Source organism: Marinicella sediminis (genome assembly GCF_002000055.1).
GTDB lineage: Bacteria > Pseudomonadota > Gammaproteobacteria > Xanthomonadales > Marinicellaceae > Marinicella > Marinicella sediminis.
In genome coordinates, this window is record NZ_MVBD01000004.1 from 111,363 (window position 1) to 131,123 (window position 19,761).

At 48.8% G+C, this 19,761-nt stretch carries 19 protein-coding genes; 5 read left to right on the forward strand and 14 right to left on the reverse strand.

Annotated features, from left to right (window positions below; genetic code table 11):
* Positions 1-32: 32 nt before the first annotated feature.
* The 3 genes from B0475_RS06905 to B0475_RS06915 are packed head-to-tail and all read right to left on the reverse strand — an operon-like array spanning position 33 to position 5,471.
* Positions 33-1,397 (reverse strand): DUF1329 domain-containing protein, encoded by a 1,365-nt coding sequence (locus B0475_RS06905; RefSeq protein ID WP_109862361.1) that lies wholly within the window; start codon positions 1,395-1,397, stop codon positions 33-35.
* Between the two features lie 20 nt (positions 1,398-1,417).
* Positions 1,418-3,355 (reverse strand): DUF1302 domain-containing protein, encoded by a 1,938-nt coding sequence (locus B0475_RS06910; protein ID WP_157892759.1) that lies wholly within the window; start codon positions 3,353-3,355, stop codon positions 1,418-1,420.
* Between the two features lie 10 nt (positions 3,356-3,365).
* Positions 3,366-5,471 (reverse strand): Ig-like domain-containing protein, encoded by a 2,106-nt coding sequence (locus tag B0475_RS06915; RefSeq protein ID WP_157892760.1) that lies wholly within the window; start codon positions 5,469-5,471, stop codon positions 3,366-3,368.
* Between the two features lie 119 nt (positions 5,472-5,590).
* Here B0475_RS06915 and B0475_RS06920 point away from each other — a divergent pair, with 119 nt between their 5' ends.
* Positions 5,591-6,964, forward strand: coding sequence for an SLC13 family permease (locus B0475_RS06920; RefSeq protein WP_077411055.1), 1,374 nt, complete (start codon positions 5,591-5,593; stop codon positions 6,962-6,964).
* A 4-nt stretch (positions 6,965-6,968) separates the two neighbouring features.
* Here the strand turns inward: B0475_RS06920 and epmA are convergent, their stop codons facing one another.
* Complete coding sequence (gene epmA, locus B0475_RS06925; RefSeq protein WP_077411056.1) at positions 6,969-7,943, reverse strand: EF-P lysine aminoacylase EpmA; 975 nt, start codon at positions 7,941-7,943, stop codon at positions 6,969-6,971.
* Complete coding sequence (gene efp, locus B0475_RS06930) at positions 7,943-8,512, reverse strand: elongation factor P (protein WP_077411058.1); 570 nt, start codon at positions 8,510-8,512, stop codon at positions 7,943-7,945. Before efp ends, epmA begins: the two co-directional genes overlap by 1 nt.
* A gap of 163 nt (positions 8,513-8,675) precedes the next feature.
* Here efp and epmB point away from each other — a divergent pair, with 163 nt between their 5' ends.
* The 3 genes from epmB to gluQRS all read left to right on the forward strand — a co-directional run bounded on the left by epmB (position 8,676) and on the right by gluQRS (position 12,829).
* The gene (gene epmB / locus B0475_RS06935) at positions 8,676-9,647 is read left to right on the forward strand and encodes an EF-P beta-lysylation protein EpmB (protein WP_077411060.1); all 972 of its coding nucleotides are present in this window, start codon (positions 8,676-8,678) and stop codon (positions 9,645-9,647) included.
* 239 nt (positions 9,648-9,886) lie between these two features.
* The gene (locus tag B0475_RS06940; protein ID WP_077411062.1) at positions 9,887-11,941 is read left to right on the forward strand and encodes an EAL domain-containing protein; all 2,055 of its coding nucleotides are present in this window, start codon (positions 9,887-9,889) and stop codon (positions 11,939-11,941) included.
* A 15-nt stretch (positions 11,942-11,956) separates the two neighbouring features.
* Complete coding sequence (gene gluQRS / locus B0475_RS06945; protein ID WP_077411064.1) at positions 11,957-12,829, forward strand: tRNA glutamyl-Q(34) synthetase GluQRS; 873 nt, start codon at positions 11,957-11,959, stop codon at positions 12,827-12,829.
* A 1-nt stretch (position 12,830) separates the two neighbouring features.
* Here gluQRS and B0475_RS06950 read toward each other — a convergent pair whose 3' ends face one another.
* Genes B0475_RS06950 through gspG form a run of 8 tightly spaced genes read right to left on the reverse strand, consistent with a single transcriptional unit; the run spans position 12,831 to position 18,470 of the window.
* A complete protein-coding gene (locus B0475_RS06950) occupies positions 12,831-13,892 on the reverse strand; it encodes a peptidylprolyl isomerase (protein WP_077411065.1) in 1,062 nt (353 codons plus the stop codon).
* Between the two features lie 18 nt (positions 13,893-13,910).
* On the reverse strand, positions 13,911-14,792 hold the full coding sequence (locus B0475_RS06955; protein WP_077411066.1) for a 5'-nucleotidase: 882 nt from the start codon (positions 14,790-14,792) through the stop codon (positions 13,911-13,913).
* Positions 14,793-14,805: 13 nt separating this feature from the next.
* A complete protein-coding gene (locus B0475_RS06960; protein ID WP_198538157.1) occupies positions 14,806-15,561 on the reverse strand; it encodes an NAD kinase in 756 nt (251 codons plus the stop codon).
* A gap of 5 nt (positions 15,562-15,566) precedes the next feature.
* Complete coding sequence (gene gspK, locus B0475_RS06965) at positions 15,567-16,517, reverse strand: type II secretion system minor pseudopilin GspK (RefSeq protein ID WP_157892761.1); 951 nt, start codon at positions 16,515-16,517, stop codon at positions 15,567-15,569.
* A 26-nt stretch (positions 16,518-16,543) separates the two neighbouring features.
* The gene (locus B0475_RS06970; RefSeq protein WP_077411075.1) at positions 16,544-17,155 is read right to left on the reverse strand and encodes a PulJ/GspJ family protein; all 612 of its coding nucleotides are present in this window, start codon (positions 17,153-17,155) and stop codon (positions 16,544-16,546) included.
* A complete protein-coding gene (gene gspI, locus B0475_RS06975) occupies positions 17,152-17,514 on the reverse strand; it encodes a type II secretion system minor pseudopilin GspI (RefSeq protein ID WP_157892763.1) in 363 nt (120 codons plus the stop codon). Before gspI ends, B0475_RS06970 begins: the two co-directional genes overlap by 4 nt.
* On the reverse strand, positions 17,504-18,043 hold the full coding sequence (gspH, locus tag B0475_RS06980; RefSeq protein WP_077411079.1) for a type II secretion system minor pseudopilin GspH: 540 nt from the start codon (positions 18,041-18,043) through the stop codon (positions 17,504-17,506). The genes gspI and gspH overlap by 11 nt, the downstream gene beginning before the upstream one ends.
* Positions 18,021-18,470, reverse strand: coding sequence for a type II secretion system major pseudopilin GspG (gene gspG / locus B0475_RS06985; RefSeq protein WP_077411080.1), 450 nt, complete (start codon positions 18,468-18,470; stop codon positions 18,021-18,023). The genes gspH and gspG overlap by 23 nt, the downstream gene beginning before the upstream one ends.
* 73 nt (positions 18,471-18,543) lie before the next feature.
* Between gspG and B0475_RS06990 the strand changes: the two genes are divergently transcribed.
* Positions 18,544-19,278 (forward strand): 16S rRNA (uracil(1498)-N(3))-methyltransferase, encoded by a 735-nt coding sequence (locus tag B0475_RS06990; RefSeq protein ID WP_077411081.1) that lies wholly within the window; start codon positions 18,544-18,546, stop codon positions 19,276-19,278.
* Between the two features lie 3 nt (positions 19,279-19,281).
* Here B0475_RS06990 and B0475_RS06995 read toward each other — a convergent pair whose 3' ends face one another.
* On the reverse strand, positions 19,282-19,749 hold the full coding sequence (locus B0475_RS06995) for a chemotaxis protein CheW (protein ID WP_077411083.1): 468 nt from the start codon (positions 19,747-19,749) through the stop codon (positions 19,282-19,284).
* Positions 19,750-19,761: the final 12 nt, after the last annotated feature.

The window sequence follows — 19,761 nt, forward strand, 5'->3', positions numbered from 1 at the left end:
TAAATTTTAAAACATCAATTGATAATCACTGATCAGCGTCTGCCACGTTTACGCAGCGCACTTGGCGTGTAATTATTCTCACTCAAAGGCGTGTTAAATGTATTGACCTGATCCTGGTTATCCAGACCCACAGCCACATAACGTCCTGATTGCAGGTCGTGATGGGTTTCGATGGTTGACCAGAAAGTCGGCACTTCATAATAATTGATGCTGTGAGCTTCGGAGAAACGCCACAACTCACCCCGACGATCATAATGGTCAGTCAACAGAATTTGGTAACTGTCTTCATCCAGATAAAAAGTCCGGCGACTGTTGATGTGACGGAAACCATCTCTGAGCCGGGCTTCAATCACATGTACCCGGTGAATTTCATAACGCATGTATTCAGGAGCTAAATGTCCTGGCTGAACCATGTCTTCAACTTTCGAATCATAGCTGTGCGCTTTGTATGAGTTGTAAGGCACATACATTTCACGGGTACCGGTCCACTCCCAGGTGAAACGATCCATGGCACCATTAAACATATCGGTCATGTCATTGGTTCTCAAACCATCTGATGCGGTACCTGGATTATCATAGGCCACATTTGGCGCTCTGCGCACACGACGTTGACCGGGGTTGTAAATCCATGCTTGTCGGGGGGTTTCCTTTTGATTCATGGTTTCATGAACCAACAACACACGTCCGGCCAGTCGGGCTGGAGATTCCACCACCTGATAAAAGTACAGCAGGATGTTGTCAATATCGTCGATGGTATTGCCTGGTACATAATATTTACCATAGAGCTCTTCGCGCAAACGAACCAGGGTGTATTTTCCACTGGTATTGGGTGCCACCTGATTGTTGTAGCGTACGCCGCCTGAACCTTTGAATTTCAATTTATGGTTCAGAATCAACTCATACGCATTTTCCGGAAAAGGAAATGGAAAGCCCTCAGCCACGTTGGCCACGCCTTCACCATCTGCCACCAGGGTGCCGGTGCGACCGTTTTCGCGAGTCTTCTCATAGATTCTTTGTGGGAATGAGGCTGAACGGCGGGTTGGGTAGACATTCATTTTGAATGTTTCCGGATAGCGTTCAAACATCGCCATCTGACCTGCAGATAACTTACTCGCATATTCCTGGTAATTACTGGAATCAATGGTGAATGAAATCTGATCAGCAGCAAATGGATCAGGGTGATGGTCACCGATCTGATAACCAGCTGGTGATTCTGTGATGCCACCGGTCCATGGCGGGATGGTACCCTCATCGTTTCCGGCCCTGACAGCACCCACAGGGGTCAGATCAGTGGACAACCGGTTGATCTCGTTGGGTTTAGGTCCAGCCTGAGCTGAACCTGCTACCACGGTGAGACCGATGAGTGTTGAAATCATGGTTTTTTTAAATAACTTCATGTTTTGTGTCCCCCTCGTTCTTAAAACGAGTATTTGATGTTGATAGAAGCGAAATCGCGGTCAAAAATCTGGTTGTGAATGCCTGCCCCGGAGAAAGCGGTGTAGCTGACATCAGCACTCCATTTTTCCAGGTAGATACCATTCACCCCTACAGTAAATGACTTCCTTCCTTCAATAAAGTTTCCACCTGGTCCCGGCGTGGTACCATTCACGTCATGATTAAACGCCAGTCTTGGTGAAATATTCCACGATGAACCAAACACCGAATTGTAATCAAATCGGGTAACGATCCGGTAACCCCATGAAAATGATGTGGCAAAGAAATCAGAGCTTTCAGTGACTGGATTACGACTGGTACCGCCGGTTTGCAAACTGGGTCCGCCACCGGTGTCGGTGCCTGGACCGTTGTAGCGCAGCACGCTTTGGTCAGGCAAATCCCAGACATTGGTGAAACCCACTTCACCCAATAACACGATCTGATCGGTACCAAAGAATTCGTTGGGACCGAATAATTTGGTTGCAGTAAACTGCAATTGTGACACTTCATGTCGCTCCCAACCTCTGATGTATTCACCCGGACCAAAGTTACCCAGTTGAGACACAAAACGGTTGTAAGGTGCTTCAATCAGGGGGTTCAATGGAGACAAGGCGGCAAACAACACTTCAACGTCATCAATCTGCAAAGGCACATTGTCACGGTATGACAATTCACCCTGCAATGACATGCCCAGCGAGTTGATGGTGGTATTAAAGCTCAAACCATACAAATTAATGTCTTCAGCATATTCTGTGAAGTATGAACCTGAACTGGGTGAAGACACACCAAGACCTACACCTGGTTGTCCCAGAGCATAGCCACTGATTAATGGCAGTCTGGAATGGTAATTCAGGTAATACAAGCCAAATTCAGTGCTGTTCAATTGTTCAGCATAATACCTGAATGCAATACCATACTGGCCATCGTCATCAGTGGCTGGTGTTGGTTTACGGGAAATTGAAAAGTTCAAAATATTTCCCTGTGTAGCAGCAATCAATGAAGGTGGCAATGGCAATTGACCAATGGCACCAAAATCCGACAGCTCAGGAACAATACCAAAACCCAGGGCCACATACTCACCACCTGGTGTGGCGAAATCGTTGTTTGAAAAATAGGTACCAGCCGGATCTGGGTCTATTTGTTCAAATTCAAACATGTACACCGCTTCCATTGACAGGTTATCGGTGATGCTGGTAGAGAATGAAATCATGTCAATCGGCAGAAAGGCCTCTTTCAACTCAGCACCCGCCACCCGGATTTTTGAAACATCAACCGGATTGATGATATTGATGCCTTGTTGAATGAAGGTTGATTCACCCCAGCTGACCACTTGACGACCCAGACGGACCGAAGCAAACTGGTTACCGATGTCAAAATCTTTATATACATAGGCATCCAGCAAACGATAGTCTTCACCAACAAACTCTCTGGCGGTTCGGCTCAGGTTGTCATTATCGGCATTTTCAAAATCGTAAAAGCCAGTGACCCGCATAAAGGCACCCCATGAAGGCGCACTGAATGAAATGTCCGAAGTGAATTTCAACGGGTTGGATATCAGGTCTCCCTGATCATAGTTTAAATTACCATCATCTGAATTGATCGACCATCGACCCGGTGCAGCAATTCGCTGTGCCAGGGTTGATGCACCACCAGTTGACAAGTCAACACCCACAAATGGATTGAGGTTGGCTTTACCAACCAGTCGATCATCCCGGTCAGCCACCCGCCAGGCAGCACCGTAAGACACAGTGGTGTCGATACTGAATGAATAATCTCCATTGTTGAACAACTCAGCAGCCATGCCAGAGCCGGACACACCGAGTGTGACGGCCAAGATCGCGGCTTTCAGTCGGTTGTGTTTCAATGCGGTGCTTTTTTGAGACATCTGTTGTACTCCACGCTTTTTATTTAACTTTTTCATTGTCATCTCCTTATTGAACCACATCGGTGTTGGTGATATTCAAGGTCGTACCACCGGTGGCCTGGAAGGCAGCCATCTGAGACTGCATTTCAGCTGTGGCTTCAGGAGAAGCAGCCGGACTCAACAAACTGCCGTGGTCTCCGGCAGTGAACCGAACACCCGCATCGAGACCTTCCGGATTGAAGGCTGATTCTGAATAAAAGGTCAGTCCCATGGCGGCCATCAATGGCTCTGTTCCTGATAAAGGTGCGCCTGGCACGGTGTTGGTAACCACCTGATCACCCAGGATTTCATGTACCAGTACATTATTCAGTAGTGTGGCATTGGCCGCGAGATTTATTGGATCAGCAGCATCTACAGCCGTCTGGGTAGCCAGCACAAACAAGTTGAATGCGGTGGTACCTTGCTCAACACCTGCTGCGGCCAGACCGCCAATAATGCGGGGACCAAAGGTGGGTGAGCCAATCAGCAGGTTGGCGATTCCGCCACCTGGCGCTGATAAAACAGCACTTTGTACGTTTGGTCCAAAAGCCAGGAAACCAGTACCAGTGATGGCACCCAGTGACTGGCCAGCAAAAGTGATGTTGGCTTCGTTGAAGTCACCAGCTGAATCACCATCAATGTCCATAAACGGAATGGATTCTGTCAGGGTGAACAAATCTGCAATACCTTGTCTGGTGTTGTCTCTGGAAACCAACAAGTTAGCCAGGTTGATGAAATGTGCCGCTGAATCATCAATCACACCGTCTGGGCCAGGGGCTCCGGTGGCGTTGTTGACGTAATCAACGTCAAATGTACGCTCACTGGCCAATGGTGCGAACGGCGTATTCTCAATGTACAACGGATTGCTGGTATCTGTGATGCCATGCATGGCCAAATCAATCGCCACAACTGCAAAGCCAATGGATGCCATGGTATCAGCCACCGCCAACATGTCTGAACGGTTTCGTGTGATGCCATGCTGGAAAATCATGATTGGCCAGCCTTCAGGAGGCTTGCTTACGCCAGATGCTGCATTGGGGACGGTCATCAAAACCGGCAGGTTCAACATCTGTGTTGGCACAGGAATCGGATTAGCAAAGGTCAGGTTGGTGGAAGTAGGATCCAGTCCCAGTGCATCAAATGGCGGCTGGTAGGCGCCAGGAGCCGCTTTCCAGAATTGATTCAACGGAGCCACTGGGTTGGCTGCGCTGGGGGCTGACAGGTAATAAGGTGATTCCATCACGCCGATGTAGATATCAGCCAAACCGAATCCACCCACTGCAGCGGTGGTCAATCCAGATGGAGCCAGGGTGGTTGCACCCGGTCCTGAGATGGCTTTGACGGCTGAGAGTACCGGAGTAATGGACTGTGTGGTCACGGTCCAGGACAACACAATGTTGGCAGGATCGATGCCTTGTGAAGCAGCTGCTGCTTCCTGTGAGTTGGTCAACTGGCGCAAAGGCTCAAGGGCTCGTGCAGTGGCATCATCAACCAGTGGGTCAGTACTGTTGCCGGCGGCATCAACCAATGGCGACGTCCGTTTTGACAGAAAGTAAGTTTGGGATGGGGTCGCCGCATTACCGTCGGCATCGGTGATGCCATTGGTGATGACCGCCATGTAAGAGGTCAATTGCTGCAACGGTTTAATGGGGACAATGGCCACACTGCTGCCATTCGCAGCAGCAACAAAATCCACGCCAAATACCAATTCATTGTTGACAGCAACCACGCCACCGCCAGGACCACTGAGGGTCACCTGATAAACTTTGACGCTGCCCTGAACTGAACCGGCAGCCACTGGCACTGAAAAATTGGTCGACCAGGGAGCCACTGTACTGAATCCATCCAGGGCGTTAATGGCCACCAACGGATCAGAGAAATCTGTGGGGTCAGCCACCGGGATATTCATGGTCAGATCAGTGGTTCCCGAAAGGAACAGATTGGTTGGCACAGGCACCTGGGTCGGATCGCCTGAGGCCGGGTTAAAAATGGCCTCTATAACGCCTGTAACCACACCACCGCCTGGATTGGTTGCCGGACCGGCATCAACCGCACGTGGTGAATTGCTGCTGCTGCTACATGCCTGCAACAAAACAATGGACGTTAAAGTGAGAAGGATTGGTTTTAGTTTCATTTGTGTCCCCAAATTAATAATCCCTAACATCATAAATTTTATTCGGGTAAAATTACAAGCTGAATTATTAAAAAAACATTAATATTTTCCCCAAAAACATACGCCACAGTATCGAATCAATGATTGCCAAAAAAATTGTTACTTTTTTCACCGCGTGGGCTTCGCTGACCCTGCTTTATCTGTTTGATCTGATTGACTATCCACAGTACATTACCTTGTTAATCACCAGCACCACAGCCATACTTTGGGTCACCGAATGGCTGCCCATACCAGTGGCCTCTTTGCTACCCATCGCACTGTTTCCATTGCTGGGCATCATCACCCCCACTGAAGTCGCTCAGGCTTACGGCAGTCCGCTGATCATTTTACTGATGGGTGGCTTCTTGCTCTCAACTGCCATGGCTCACAGCCACACCCACCAGTTGCTTGCCCATAAAGTGTTGTCCGCCATTGGCACCGACAGTCCGACCAAGATCATTTTGGGCTTCATGGTTACCGCTTTTCTACTCAGCATGTGGATTTCCAACACCGCAACCACCCTGATGCTGTTACCCATCGCCATGGCGGTGATCAGTTTCAATCAGGATCGGCAATTTGCCATTATGTTACTGATAGGTATCGCTTATTCAGCCAGCATCGGTGGCACCATGACTCCCATCGGCACCCCGCCCAACCTGATCATGATTCAAAACTATCAGGCTGGAACCGGCACAGAAATTGGATTTGTTGAGTGGATGAGTCAGGTGGCTCCGGCAGTGCTGCTGTTTTTCCCGCTGATGGTATGGATACTCAGCAGGCAAATCCGTTCCAACACCCCGTTTTCACATGACCTCGATTTGACAGCAAAGCGGATCACCACAGCACAACAACGCACCCTGCTGGTGTTTTTGATCACCGCCATATTGTGGGTAACCCGGACTGCACCATTTGGCGGCTGGAAAAGCTGGCTGGAATTACCCAATGCCAACGACGCCTCGGTGGCGTTGCTGGGCGTGGTACTGATGTTCATGGTGCCTGATGGTAAAGGTGGCAAATTGCTGACCTGGAAAACCGCCAATACCATACCCTGGGGCGTTTTGCTGTTATTTTCAGGTGGTATGGTCATTGCCGCGGGGTTTAAGGCGACTGGTTTAAGTGCCCTGCTGGCTGATCAACTGATGTTTTTGCAGCAAGCACATATTTTTTGGGTTATCCTGGTGATCTGTTTCAGCATCACCTTTCTCACCGAAATCACCAGCAACACCGCCACCACGGCAATCATCATGCCCATTTTATTTTCCGCAGCTCAGGCCATGGAAATTGACCCAATGAAGATCATGATTCCGGCGGCCATCAGTGCCAGCTGTGCATTCATGCTGCCCGTTGCCACTGCACCTAATGCCATTGTGTATGGTTCAGAACAAGTCCCAATCAAAGCCATGATCAAGCAGGGATTTACCCTGAATCTGACTGGCGCTGTGATCATTGCCAGCGTCTCTGCCTGGTGGCTGTAAAGGATCAGCTGTTGCCTGCGTTAAATGGCATGACCTGGTGGATGGAATCACAGTCAAGCAAACACATCAGCAAACGATCCACCCCCAGGGCCACCCCTGAACAAGCCGGCAATCCAGCATCGATGGCAGCCAGCAAATGTTCATCCACGGGCAAGGTTGGTTTGCCTGATTGCAGCCTGGATTGGTTGTCCCGTTCGAACCGCCGGCGCTGTTCTGTGGCATCTGTCAGTTCCTGATAGCCATTGGCCAGCTCCACCCCACCCCAAAGAAATTCAAAGCGCAAACAGCGATCCGGGTATTCAGGATGCGGGGCTGCCAGTGCGGCCTGCTCAATCGGAAAATCATGAATCAGATAGCCCTGATCATGCTCCAGCCTGGGCTCTACAGCAATGGCGAATAAAAAATCCAGAGCGGTGACCCGTTCCATCGCTGCCCCATGATAACCATGAGCAATGGCCACCTCATTCAGCCCATCCTCATCAATGGCAAATGGGTCCAGCCCAATCAGATTCACAAACAATTGCTGATAACTGAGGGAGCAGACTTGCATCACAGGCAATTCAAAAGCGGCCCTCAGGACGTTGATCAGTTCTGTCACTTCAGCCGCCAGTGAAGACCACTGAAAACCCAAACGATACCACTCAAGCATGGTGAATTCCGGATTGTGCAATGGCGACAGTTCAGCCTTGCGAAAGACCTGGGCAATTTCAAAAATATCGCCACTGCCACTGGCCAGCAGACGTTTATGAAAAAATTCAGGCGAGGTTCTGAGGTATGATCCTGATTGCTCTGCATGGAGGCCATCACTGCTGAACACTTCAATCTGCACATCGGTATTACCAGCTGCAGATAGCACCGGGGTGACCACTTCAGTCACTGACCGTGCGGCAAAAAAGGAACGGATTTGTGCGCACAAAAAAGCCCGTTGCCGCAATCGCTGCAACGGGCCAAGACAACGCCAGCCAGAGGCGTCGCTCATTATTGTTTTACACGACCCACGTATTCACCGGAACGGGTGTCCACCTTGATCACCTCTCCTTCTGGGACAAACAGGGGTACATTGACCACTGCACCCGTCTCAAGGGTCGCCGGTTTACTGCCACCACCCGATGTGTCACCGCGCACACCCGGATCAGTTTCGGTGATTTTCAGCTCGACAAAATTGGGTGGATCAACCAGCAGCGGATCATTGTTCCACAACGTAATCATACACACATCTTCTTCCTTCAGCCATTTGGCATTGTCGCCGACAGCGGCCTGACTGGCAGCAAACTGCTCAAAGGTTTCCTGATCCATGAAGTGATAGAATTCACCATCAGAATACAGGTACTGCATTTCTTTTTCCATCACATCTGCCGCATCCACTTTCTCAGTGGATTTGAATGTCTTGTCTATCACCCGACCGGTCTTCAGATTACGCATTTTTACGCGGTTAAAAGCCTGCCCCTTACCTGGTTTGACCACTTGGTTATCAACGATGCTGAATGGGTCGCCATCAATTAAAATTTTTAATCCGTTTTTGAACTGATTGGTGCTGTATGTTGACATGATGTCTCCTGACAGAAAAAAGCGGCAATTATAGCACAGCCACACTGCATTTCAGCACCTCCCGGCAATAATGAATACCTCAGCTAGGGCGGTTAAATCGCCCTGATCCCGGACCCGAACCCGGACTGTGGTAAAATCCGGCGCTTTGTATAACCCGCATCACATGGCAAGCAACTCCTGGCAACAATCCCTGAAAACGGCACTTTCCGGCAAGGGCAGCGAACGACTTGACAAACACCCACAGTACAACCCTGACGCCGCCCGGCTGTTTGCTCCGGTCATCAGTCCCCAGATGGATCAGCAGATTGACTGGACAGATGACAACGACCCTTTACTCAGACAATTCATCCCGGCAAAAGACGAACTCATCGATGCAACTTCGCTGAGCCATGACCCGGTGGGTGATGTGGCAGCCACTCAGGCCACAGGTGTGATTCACAAATACCATGGCAGGGTGCTGCTGATTGCCAGTGGCAGCTGCGCAGTCAATTGCCGTTATTGTTTTCGCAGACACTTTGCATATGGGCAGCAATACGCGCCCCGCCATAATTGGCAGGCGGCAATCAACTACCTTGCTGGAGACAACAGCATTCATGAAGTGATCCTCAGCGGCGGTGATCCGCTGACCCTGCAAGACGACACACTTCAGGGGCTGACCACACAACTGGAAGACATTCATCACATCAAAACCCTGCGGTTTCATAGCCGCATACCGGTGGTCATGCCTGAGCGCATTGATCAGTCATGGCAACAATGGACCCGTAAACTGTCACTCAATAAGGTCATGGTGCTGCACATCAATCATGCCGGTGAGCTGAGCCCTGCTGCCGGCCACGCCATCGCTCAGTTGCGTCAAGCTGGTTTTACCCTGTTGAATCAAAGTGTGTTGCTTAAAGGCGTCAATGATTCAGCCCAAGCCCTTGCTGAACTGTCACATGCACTGTTCAGACATCGCATCATGCCGTACTACCTGCATCAGTTTGACCGGGTCAGTAATGCCGGCCACTTTGAAGTACCACAAAATCAGGCCCATGACATTTATCAACAACTCAGGCAGCTGCTGCCCGGCTATTTGTTACCCAAATGGGTTCAGGAGATCCCCGGAGAATTGGCCAAAACCCCGCTGAGTGGTTAATGATCACAATTGTTAACACATCAATCACCGCTAAACAAACCCAGACACCAAGGCTTTTGGGGGCGAATTCTCTGGCAGATAAGTGTGACCGGCAACCCAATATAAGGGCCAATGGCATGTTATCCTGTTCACCGCCTGAAATAGCCATTATAATAACCCCGTGTGTCACCGAACATTTGAGTGTGTAAAGAGCTGAGCCGGGGCTCAGTTCAGATTTGAAGAAAACAAGGAGCAAGCCATTGGCATCTGAAAATTCCATCAATTTACTGATCATTCACCAATCTGAAGAAGAAGCTGAACGCATCCTGTCATTGCTGAGAAATTACCAGATTGCGGTGCGGCCAACCCGCTGTCTTGAAGAAGATGAGCTGACTGGTATTCTGGAAAGAAAACCCATAGACATGGTGTTGTGCCAGCAGTTGCAAAATGACCTGCCCTGCCAGGTGGTGGTAGATCACCTGAAGCGCATGGGATTGAGCCTGCCGCTGATTGCCCTGTTAGAAAGCTTTGACCCGGACCTGATTCAGGAAGCCATTGAAGCTGGGGCCAGCTCTTATGCCACCCCGTTATTACCTGATCACATGAAACATGTCATTCAACGGGAAATGCGGGCCTTGCATGACCGCCGACTCAATGCCCAATTAGCCGTAGAGTTGAAAAGCACTGAAAAACGCTGCAACCTGTTGTTAGATTCATCAAAGCAGGCCATTGCCTACATTCATGATGGCATGCATGTCTATTCCAATCAGTCTTATCAGGAACTGTTCAAATACGACGATTTTGAAGAGCTCGAAGTGACTCCATTTTTGAACATGATCGCCAAGGAAGACCTGGACAAAGCCAAAAAAACCCTTAGGGACATTAACAAAAACATCCTCCCTGAAAAGGACCTTGAGTTTAAACTGATCACTTCAGATGGCAGCAAATTTGATGGCATCATCAATGTTTCAAAAGCCACCATCAATGGTGAACAGTGTGTACAGTTCATCATCAACATCCCTTCTGTAGATCCGGAAGTTGAAAAAGAATTGTTTGAAATCAAAAACAAAGATCTGTTGACCAAGTTTTACAACCGCAGTTATTTCAGCGAGTTGTTATCCGGCGCGCTGGATGAAGCCAGCAAAAAGCCTGGGGACAGCCTGATGATGCTGGGGATAGATGAAGCCAGTCGTCACGAAAAAGAGCTCGGCATTGGCAATCTGGATTTATTCATCGTCAGCATGGCTGAATTTCTGGAGAAGAAACTTGGCCCCGATGTGGATTACTGTCGATATTCAGACACCACATTTATCCTTAAGATCAAAACCTCCATTGAAAAAGCCGAACAAGTGGCAGAAAAGCTCAAATCATTGTGCGGTGAGCAAATTTTCAGCGCCGGTGATACCTCAGTGAACTGTTCAATCAGTATCTCTGTCACCCAGATCACACCACAATCAGGCTCTGTCAGTGAGGTCGTCAAGACCCTGACTGAACAACTGAGCCAGGCCATGGAATCCGGCGGCAATCAGATCAAAGTATTTGATCCAGCTGAAGAAGAAAAACAAGCCCGGGCCGCCAGTAAAGCCTGGATAGACCGCATCACTGATGGCCTGGAAAAAGACCGTTTTGTATTGCACTATCAACCTGTGGTCAACATCAACGGTGAAGAGAAAGAGCATTATGAAGTGCTGATCAGGCTCAAAGCTGAAGATGACAACCTGATCTTTCCACAGCAGTTCATTCCGGTGGCTTCCAAATATGGTTTCATCACCGACATCGATCATTGGGTATTGAATAAAGCCGTACAGGCCATCAAATCCAGTGCCAATCCGGTGATGCTGTTTGTGAAAATGTCCCATCAAACACTGACAGATCCTGCGTTCCCAAGTCACCTGGCTAAATTACTGAAAAGCTCAGGTGTATCTGGTGATAAACTGGCTTTTGAAGTCAGAGAGAGCGAACTGGTGACCTACGCGTCACAAATGAAACCCATCATCAAATCCATCAAAGCCACTCACTGCAACATTGTGGTGGAAAAATTTGGCTCTGGCCTTAATTCATTCAGCATACTCAAACATTTTCCTGCTGATATGCTTAAAGTGGATTCTGGATTCATGAAGGACCTGGGAAACAACGAAGAGAATCAGACCAAAGTCAAAGACATTGTCGATAAAGCCCACAACCTGGGTAAACAGGTCATTTGTGAATTCATTGAAGATGCCGCCACCATGAGCATCATGTGGAAAATGTCTGTCAATTTTGTCCAGGGTAACTTCATCGCTGAACCCAGCGACCAGATGGCTCAGGTTGAATAAGCAAAGCCGTTGAACATGGGTGTCGCCTGTCGCGGTCGATTTGCCCCATCACCCAGTGGCGAATTGCACCTGGGTTCATTACTGGCAGCCATTGCCAGTTACTGCCAGGCCAGGAGCCAGCAGGGTGAATGGCTGATCAGGATAGAGGACGTTGACGAAACCCGTACCGTTGATGGTGCTGAACAAGCCATCATTGACGCCCTTGCCCGCTTTGGTATGCATTCAGATCTACCCATCATCCGCCAATCAGATCCGGCTCGTCAATTCGCCTATCAACAGGCCCTCAAACAACTGCGTGAACAAGACTTGATCTACCCTTGTGTTTGCACCCGCAAACAACTCAAAGGATTAAGCCGGTATCCAGGAACCTGTCTCAATCACCCACCCTCAAAGAGCTTACCACACTCACTGCGCCTGAAAACCGTGGATCATAATCAAGCGTTCAATGACCTGATACAAGGCCCGCAATTACAGCATCCGGCCAAACAAAGTGGCGACTTTGTGGTGCGCCGAAAAGATCGGTTATTTGCCTACCAACTGGCAGTGGTGGTCGATGATGCTGACCAGGGCATCACTGAGGTGGTGCGGGGCATTGACATCCTGGATTCCACTGGCAGACAGATGTATATACAACAATTGTTAGGCTTCAATCACCCGGTTTACACCCACATCCCGGTGCTGATGGATCATGATGGCCGCAAGTTGAGCAAACAGAATCACGCCCGCCCAGTGGCCTTGGAAGACCCCTTTCAAACCACATGCCACGCCCTCAGGCTGTTGCAGCAACCCATTCCGCAGCTGGCACAAAAAAGCCAGTCAGCCTTACTTGAATTTGCCAGTAAAAACTGGCGGGCTGACCGGCTCCGTGGAATTGAAGCATTGCGCTGATCTATTCAGTCACGGTTGCTCCGGGGGCATTGATGATGGCCAATTCCTCACAAAACTCAATGTTTGACCCGGAAATCCTTTGTAAAGGAAATTCATTAACCAGTCCGGATTCATTCAATGAATATGACATGAGCGCATGACCACAGTCATCGAATCTGACAGCAATGCTGCCCGCCAATTCAAGCATCACAGAAGTGGGGTCATCAAACAGGCCCCCACTGGTTTTGATGATGTCTCCGGCAAACTGATTGCCGTCAAATTGACCGGCCACGGTCAGCCAGCGGTTACCTGATGCACCAATGGTTGATGGCACGGCCCCGTCTGGTTGCTCGGTGTCAAAGGTAAACCAGGCCATGATGATGGTATCAAGCGAAGGCAATACTTCAAGGTAAAAACCCTGCCCATTGGTATCAGGATTAAACCAGGCTCCCGACAAACCGGCATTGATCTGAAACACATCTGATAGCTCATAAGCCCGGTTGACTTGAACCACATTATTTAACGTCACCGCAGATCCGGAGAATGGTCCATAGACCGGAAACGCATTAACTGCCTGACCGAGGTTGCTTGATGAAAAATTAATGCGAAGGTATGACTCAATGTTTTTCACCACATCCAGTCCCCGAACGACTTCACCAAACACCGCATAACCCTCATCGCTGCCAGAAGGATTCAGTTCCGGGTTATTGCTCAGATTGATGAACCACTGGTTGGTGGCGCTATTGGGGTCCGACGTTCTGGCCATGGCAATGGTACCCAGTGTATTGCTGATACCCGATTCGTTGGTGATTGGCGCATCGGTGGTAACGGTGGTGAATTGCGAACCGCCGTCATAAATGTATCCGCCACCCTGAATCACAAATCCAGGTTCTGATCGGTGTATGGCAGTACCATCATAACGACCGCTGTTTACATAGTTGAGAAAATTCTGCACCGTAATGGGGGCATCGGCATCGTATAATTCAATGTCAATGACACCTACATTGGTTTCGAATCTAACAGTGGTGGCCAGACTGTTAAACGCAAACAGCAACAGCCAAAGTGCGAGGGTTGATTTTTTCATGGTCTTTACTCCGTTTGATTATTTTTTATTGGTTATACCATATGGCACATGCCCAGTGGCTGTGTGCTCAGAGGCAGATTGTACATAAGTCAGCTGATCTTCGAAAAAGATATCTGCTTTGAATGATTTCAAAAACTCGGCTTTGTCCTGTCCACCAAGAAACAGCGCTTCATCAATGCGGATGCCCCACTCCCTTAAAGTCAGGATAACCCGTTTATGTGAAGGGGCTGATCTGGCGGTTACCAAAGCGGTGCGTATGGGCGCCTCTCCGGCAGGGTAAACACTTTGCAGGTCGTGCAATTTCTTCAGAAAAGCGCTGAATGGTCCCGGATTGAGGGGTTCATTTCGCTTGCTGTGTTCATTTTTCCGAAAAGCTTCCAGTCCGGCTGCCTGATAAATCTGTTCAGACTCATCTGAAAACAGCACCGCATCGCCATCAAAAGCTATGCGCACCTGACCATCCAGTAAACCAGTCGAAGGGCGGGTCATCAAATGAGCCGCTGCATGGCCTGCATCTATGGCTCCAATGACATCGGCATGATGGGCAGAAAGAAAAAGCTCAACACCCAATGCAGGCAAGTAATCATATGGCGAACCACCATTGCTGAATACCGCTCTGGATATATTCAGGTTATGGTGTTCAATTGAATTGAATATCCGCAACCCGGTGTCGCCATTGTTACGGGAGACCAACACCACCTCGACCAAAGGTTCAGCCGTTTTGGGATGGGTGATGTCGAGCAGTTTTTTTACCAAAGCAAATGCCACGCCAGGTCCCAATGGTTCTTCCTCATGATTCAGTTGGTACTGACGATAGGCCTCCAGGCCCTGATTGAGGTAGATCTGATGGGACTCATGGAGGTCAAACAATGTTCTGGAAGAAATGGCAATGGTCAGCATGGCAGTTGTCTACTCACGAAAATTGCTCATTGATGATGCGATCTTCAAGGTTATGCTTGGCATCATATAGCGCATGGATGTTGATATGCCGAGCTTCTTTGACCACCACTTTTAACACATTTCTGACCTCGGTGTTATCGGCAGTGGCAGAAACTGGTCTCTTAACCGGGCTGCTGATGTCAAAGCTTACTTCCGCGTGTGACGGAATGATCGCCCCACGCCAGCGCCGCGGTCTGAAGGGACTGATTGGGGTGAGGGCCAGAATTTCACTGCCCAACGGAATCACCGGACCATGGGCGGACAGATTATAAGCAGTACTGCCTGCTGGTGTTGCCACCATCACTCCATCACCTACCAGGTTTTCAATTTTGGTCTGCCCGTTGATTTTAATGGCTATGTGTGCAGACTGTTTGGTTTGTCTTAACAGGGACACTTCATTGATGGCCAGCGAATCAATCACCTCACCATTTTCCTTGTGAGCCTGCATGGACAAAGGGTGCAGTACGGTGTCCTGAGCCTGACCAATTCGCTCTGGCAAGTCTGCCACGCAGTAATCATTCATCAAAAAGCCCACTGTTCCCCGACGCAAGCCAAACACCGGTGTAGATTGATGCATGTATTGATGCAAGCACTGCAGCATGAAACCATCACCACCCAAAACCACAATCACATCGGCGTTTTCCGGCTTATGTTGGCCATACAAACTGACCAGCTCTTTCAATGAGTTTTGTGATTTACTGGTCTGGCTGGCTAAAAAGGCTAATTTCATGGACATCATTCTAGCAAATTTAATGGATCAAAAGGTGACACAGCCCGCGAAATCACCCGCGCAGCACCACTGTTATTGCGCCTGAGTAAAGCATACATTTGGTAAACACTGTTGCCCATCCGTATCGTAGACTGACCTTCTAATTCAGTGGTTTTGACATCTGCCAGCAAACGGATTGGCTGCTGGCTGTCGGTCTTGAAGAACACAAAGCGAACCGCTTCATGTTGAAAAAAAGCATTCATGTCAGTGAATCGGGCAGTCCCGTTTTGATAAAGACGCACAGCCACCTCATTGGTAATGAGTGGACTCAATGCTTTGAGCAATGGAGGCTTCATGGTGTTAACATTCATTTTACTGCTGACACTGCCGTTCAGCGGCAGTGCCACCAGGTGTCTGCTCAACAGCTGATAATCGCTCTCGCTGACCCCTTCAAGCAAGCCCAATTCACTGGTGTGCTGAAAATACCTGCCGGTAGTCCGGTAACCCGGTGATTTGGCCAGGTAAATAAAATCCTCAGCACCTCCTGGCCGGGGTATCTGATCAGGATCAATCCAATCAACAATCTTATCCGCCAGGGTGATGTCAAGCTCAAGGATCAGTAACAGTCTTTGCAAATATGCCACATGAGGTTCTGAAACCTGGCCATTGATGAACACGTTATTGATGTTAAAGCGATCATTGAGTCCGGTTAATTCACCACTGAGAATGGCATGCTCAACCACCATTCCCCTGATACCCTGATGCCATAAATCCTCATTATGATCATGCGGTGTTTGATCCTGGGCATAGTCTTCACGCAGTAAGTCACTGGCCCAAAGCATCATTCCCTGGGCATAATGTCTGGCCTGATAGGCTTGTTGCAAGTTGTTGACCCGAGCTCCGTTTAACTGATTGTCATACCACATCATCACAGCCAGGCCACTGGCAATGGCCAGCATCACCAATGCCATCATCATGGCCACTCCTTTTGATTTGCCTGGCCTTACCATATGCTTTGCCATGGTGTGACGAGCAACTCGGTGGAAGTACCGTCTTTGAACTCAAGTTGACAGATTACAGTGCCGGGTAACCGGCTGTTCTGCGCAGGACTGGCAGGCCAACGAGATACACCAAGCCCTACGTCATTATTGTATTCGCAATAAAAGCGGTTTAATTCAAGCATTTTCTGCCCGTCGAAGGCATTGACTTGTGCGGCACTGTGGGCTGGCGAATCAGTGCGGTATAGCGCTCCATTGATGAATTGCCAGTTGATGGTTCTCAATTGCTGACGAAACTGCCCCAGGGCCTGCTCAGCATGGATTGATGTGGCCTGAGGCACCTGGTATTTATTCAGTGTGATGCGCTGGGGCTCACCCAAAAATTCTGCTTGTGAAGTAGCTGATTGCTGACTGGTTACAGCCAATTGCAGGTCATCTTGCAACATGTACAGTACCCGTCTGTATTGATTGAGCTGCTTGCTGTGCTGATCAATGGTTTGTTTGGACCGGATGAGGTTATCCAGACTGATGAATGCCAATCCGGCGAGCACTGCCAAAATACCTGTGGCGATCAACAGCTCTATCAATGTCATGCCGGATTGATGCTGAATCCTCATGATGATTTAAAACCAGTGAGTTGTGCCTGTAAATAGTCAAAATCACGCTGCAATGAAACTTCAACTTCAAGTCGTTGAATGCGGGCGTTGTCAGTTGACTGCCACTCAATTTTCCAAAAATAAAGCCGATCCTGATAGGCCCGTTCACCCTGCATCTGGCCGGTAGCAGGTGAAGGTTGTCGGTAAGCGTTCATCAGCACCTGATTGGCGATAAACAATGCCGCAGTTTTCTCTTTGGCCTGTGCCAGGGTGTTGGCACCACCCTGACTGGATTGCACCAATGCCACCAGCGCAATGCTGACAATCACCAAAGCCATCATCACTTCAAGTAAAGTAAAACCTGCCACCTCACGCTTCATGCCAGGCCCCGGTAATGATCCACGGTGAATCATTTTTTAGCTTGTAATAACTGTTTCCAGTTTGGTTTTCACTGGGGTTTTCAGCAGGTATCCAAACCCTTAATTCAAAAGGACTGAGGCTGCCATCGCTCTGACAAATCAGGTGTGGTTGTTGTTCCACATCAGGTTTAAGGCTGATGGGTCTACCGTTGATATAAATGGCGTGCGGAAATTGTGCTAAATCAGTTAACAGCTGTTGCCCCTCAAGCCAGGCCCATTGATTGTGCTGATGTTGCATGACAAACTGACCATCATGGGTAAATTCAATGCCGTAGGCCCGGTTTTCTAAAATGGCCTGGTCACATACATATTCAATACCTGCCTGAAATCGAGCGGCAGCAGACATGATGTTTCGCTCGGCAGACTGACTGTTAATCAGATTGACACCCATGTAGGCAGTGATGCCAATGATCACCACCACCAGCAGCATTTCTATCAGGGTAAAGCCTGATTCGTTGTGCCGGGTTTTACCAGTTTCCAATGTCCGCATTCACACCTTCACCTCCGGGTTGACCATCTGCACCTAATGAATACACGTCAATGGCACCGTGATTGCCCGGATTGAGGTATTGATATGGGTTACCCCACTGGTCATTGCTGAGCTTTTGCAAGTAACCCCCAGGCTTCCAGTTTTTGGCTTCCGGGGTACCTGATGGTTTTTGCACAAGGGCTTGTAAACCCTGTGCAGTGGATGGATATTGGTAATTATCCAGTTTATACATGTTCAACGCGGTCTCAATGTTTTTGATATCCGCTTTGGTGGCAGATACCCTGGCCTGATCGGGTGCATCGAGGAATTGGGGCACCACAGTGATGGCCAGAATACTGATGATCACTACCACGATCAGCACTTCCATCAGGGTGAAACCAGATTGCAGACCTGGCAGGGTGGCTTTTGATGGGCTTGTTGTTTTCATCACTCAGTCTCAGCAAATTTCGGTTAAGATTATATTCGATTTTAATAGATGCAGGCCTTGAATCCTATCGCCAATGAGAATTTCCAGAATATATTTACCTGAAACCACCATCAATGCTGAACAAGAGATCACCATTGATGGCGTTAAAGCCCATTACATACGTAATGTTTTACGCCTCAAAATCAATCACATCATTGAATTTTTTACTCCGGACGGTCAGCAATACCAGGGGACCATCTCAGATCTTGGCAAACATCATGTGACCCTATCAGGCATTCAAACAACCAGTAACCAACCACAACCTTCATCACTTCAAGTCACGTTGGTACAAGGAATCAGCAGTTCAGACCGAATGGATTACACCGTACAAAAAGCAGCGGAACTTGGGTGCCAGCAATTGATTCCGGTACTCAGTGAATTTTGCTCACAGAAAATTCCACCGCACAAATATGAAAAGAAACAACAACATTGGCAAGCAGTGGCAATCAGCGCATGTGAACAAACCGGGCGAAGTGATCTGCTTCATATACAACCGGTAACTACTTTGGAAGCAATCACACAAAACAACCGTGAGGCCATATACCTGGAGCCGACTGCAACAACAAAAATCAATCAATTACCAGCCACGCTGCGACAAAACATGGTGATATTTGTTGGCCCGGAAGGCGGGTTTTCACCGACTGAACTTGACCGTTTCAGAGATGCTGGCTATACCGGTGTGGTTTTGGGCCAAAGGGTATTAAGAACAGAAACGGTGGCGCCTGTCATATTGAGCGCCTTGCACACATTATATGGCGATTTCAGTTAATGATCAGGCTGCCGGCTGAGTCAGTGCAATCAGGTTTGATTCCAAAAAGTTCATGTTGGGAATATCAGCCATTTCATCATGAATTGATACCAGAGAAGCAATGGCATTGTGGTTGATTTGCTTTTCTTCATGAAGTTGCATATCACCCCTTGATACCAGTTGTAATTTTGGAATGCCTCGTGACAACACAGCAAAATAAGGCATGTCTTCAGGTCGGTTGATGCTTTTCAGTACGGCCAGGTTATTAGAACTGTCTACCTGTGTTTTGGCTTCTGAATTGGTCAACTGCGCAAAGTCAATCAGCGGAATGTCCCAACCACGCCAGGAAACTGTACCCAGCACCCAGGGCTCATTGGTGTCCAGCTCTTCAATGGTCCTCATACCCAATACTTCGGCTACCATGGCATTGGGAAGCAACAATTTTCGATCTTCCTCTATGGGAATCAGTACTGCTCGGATTTCATTGGACATTTTGGCTCACCT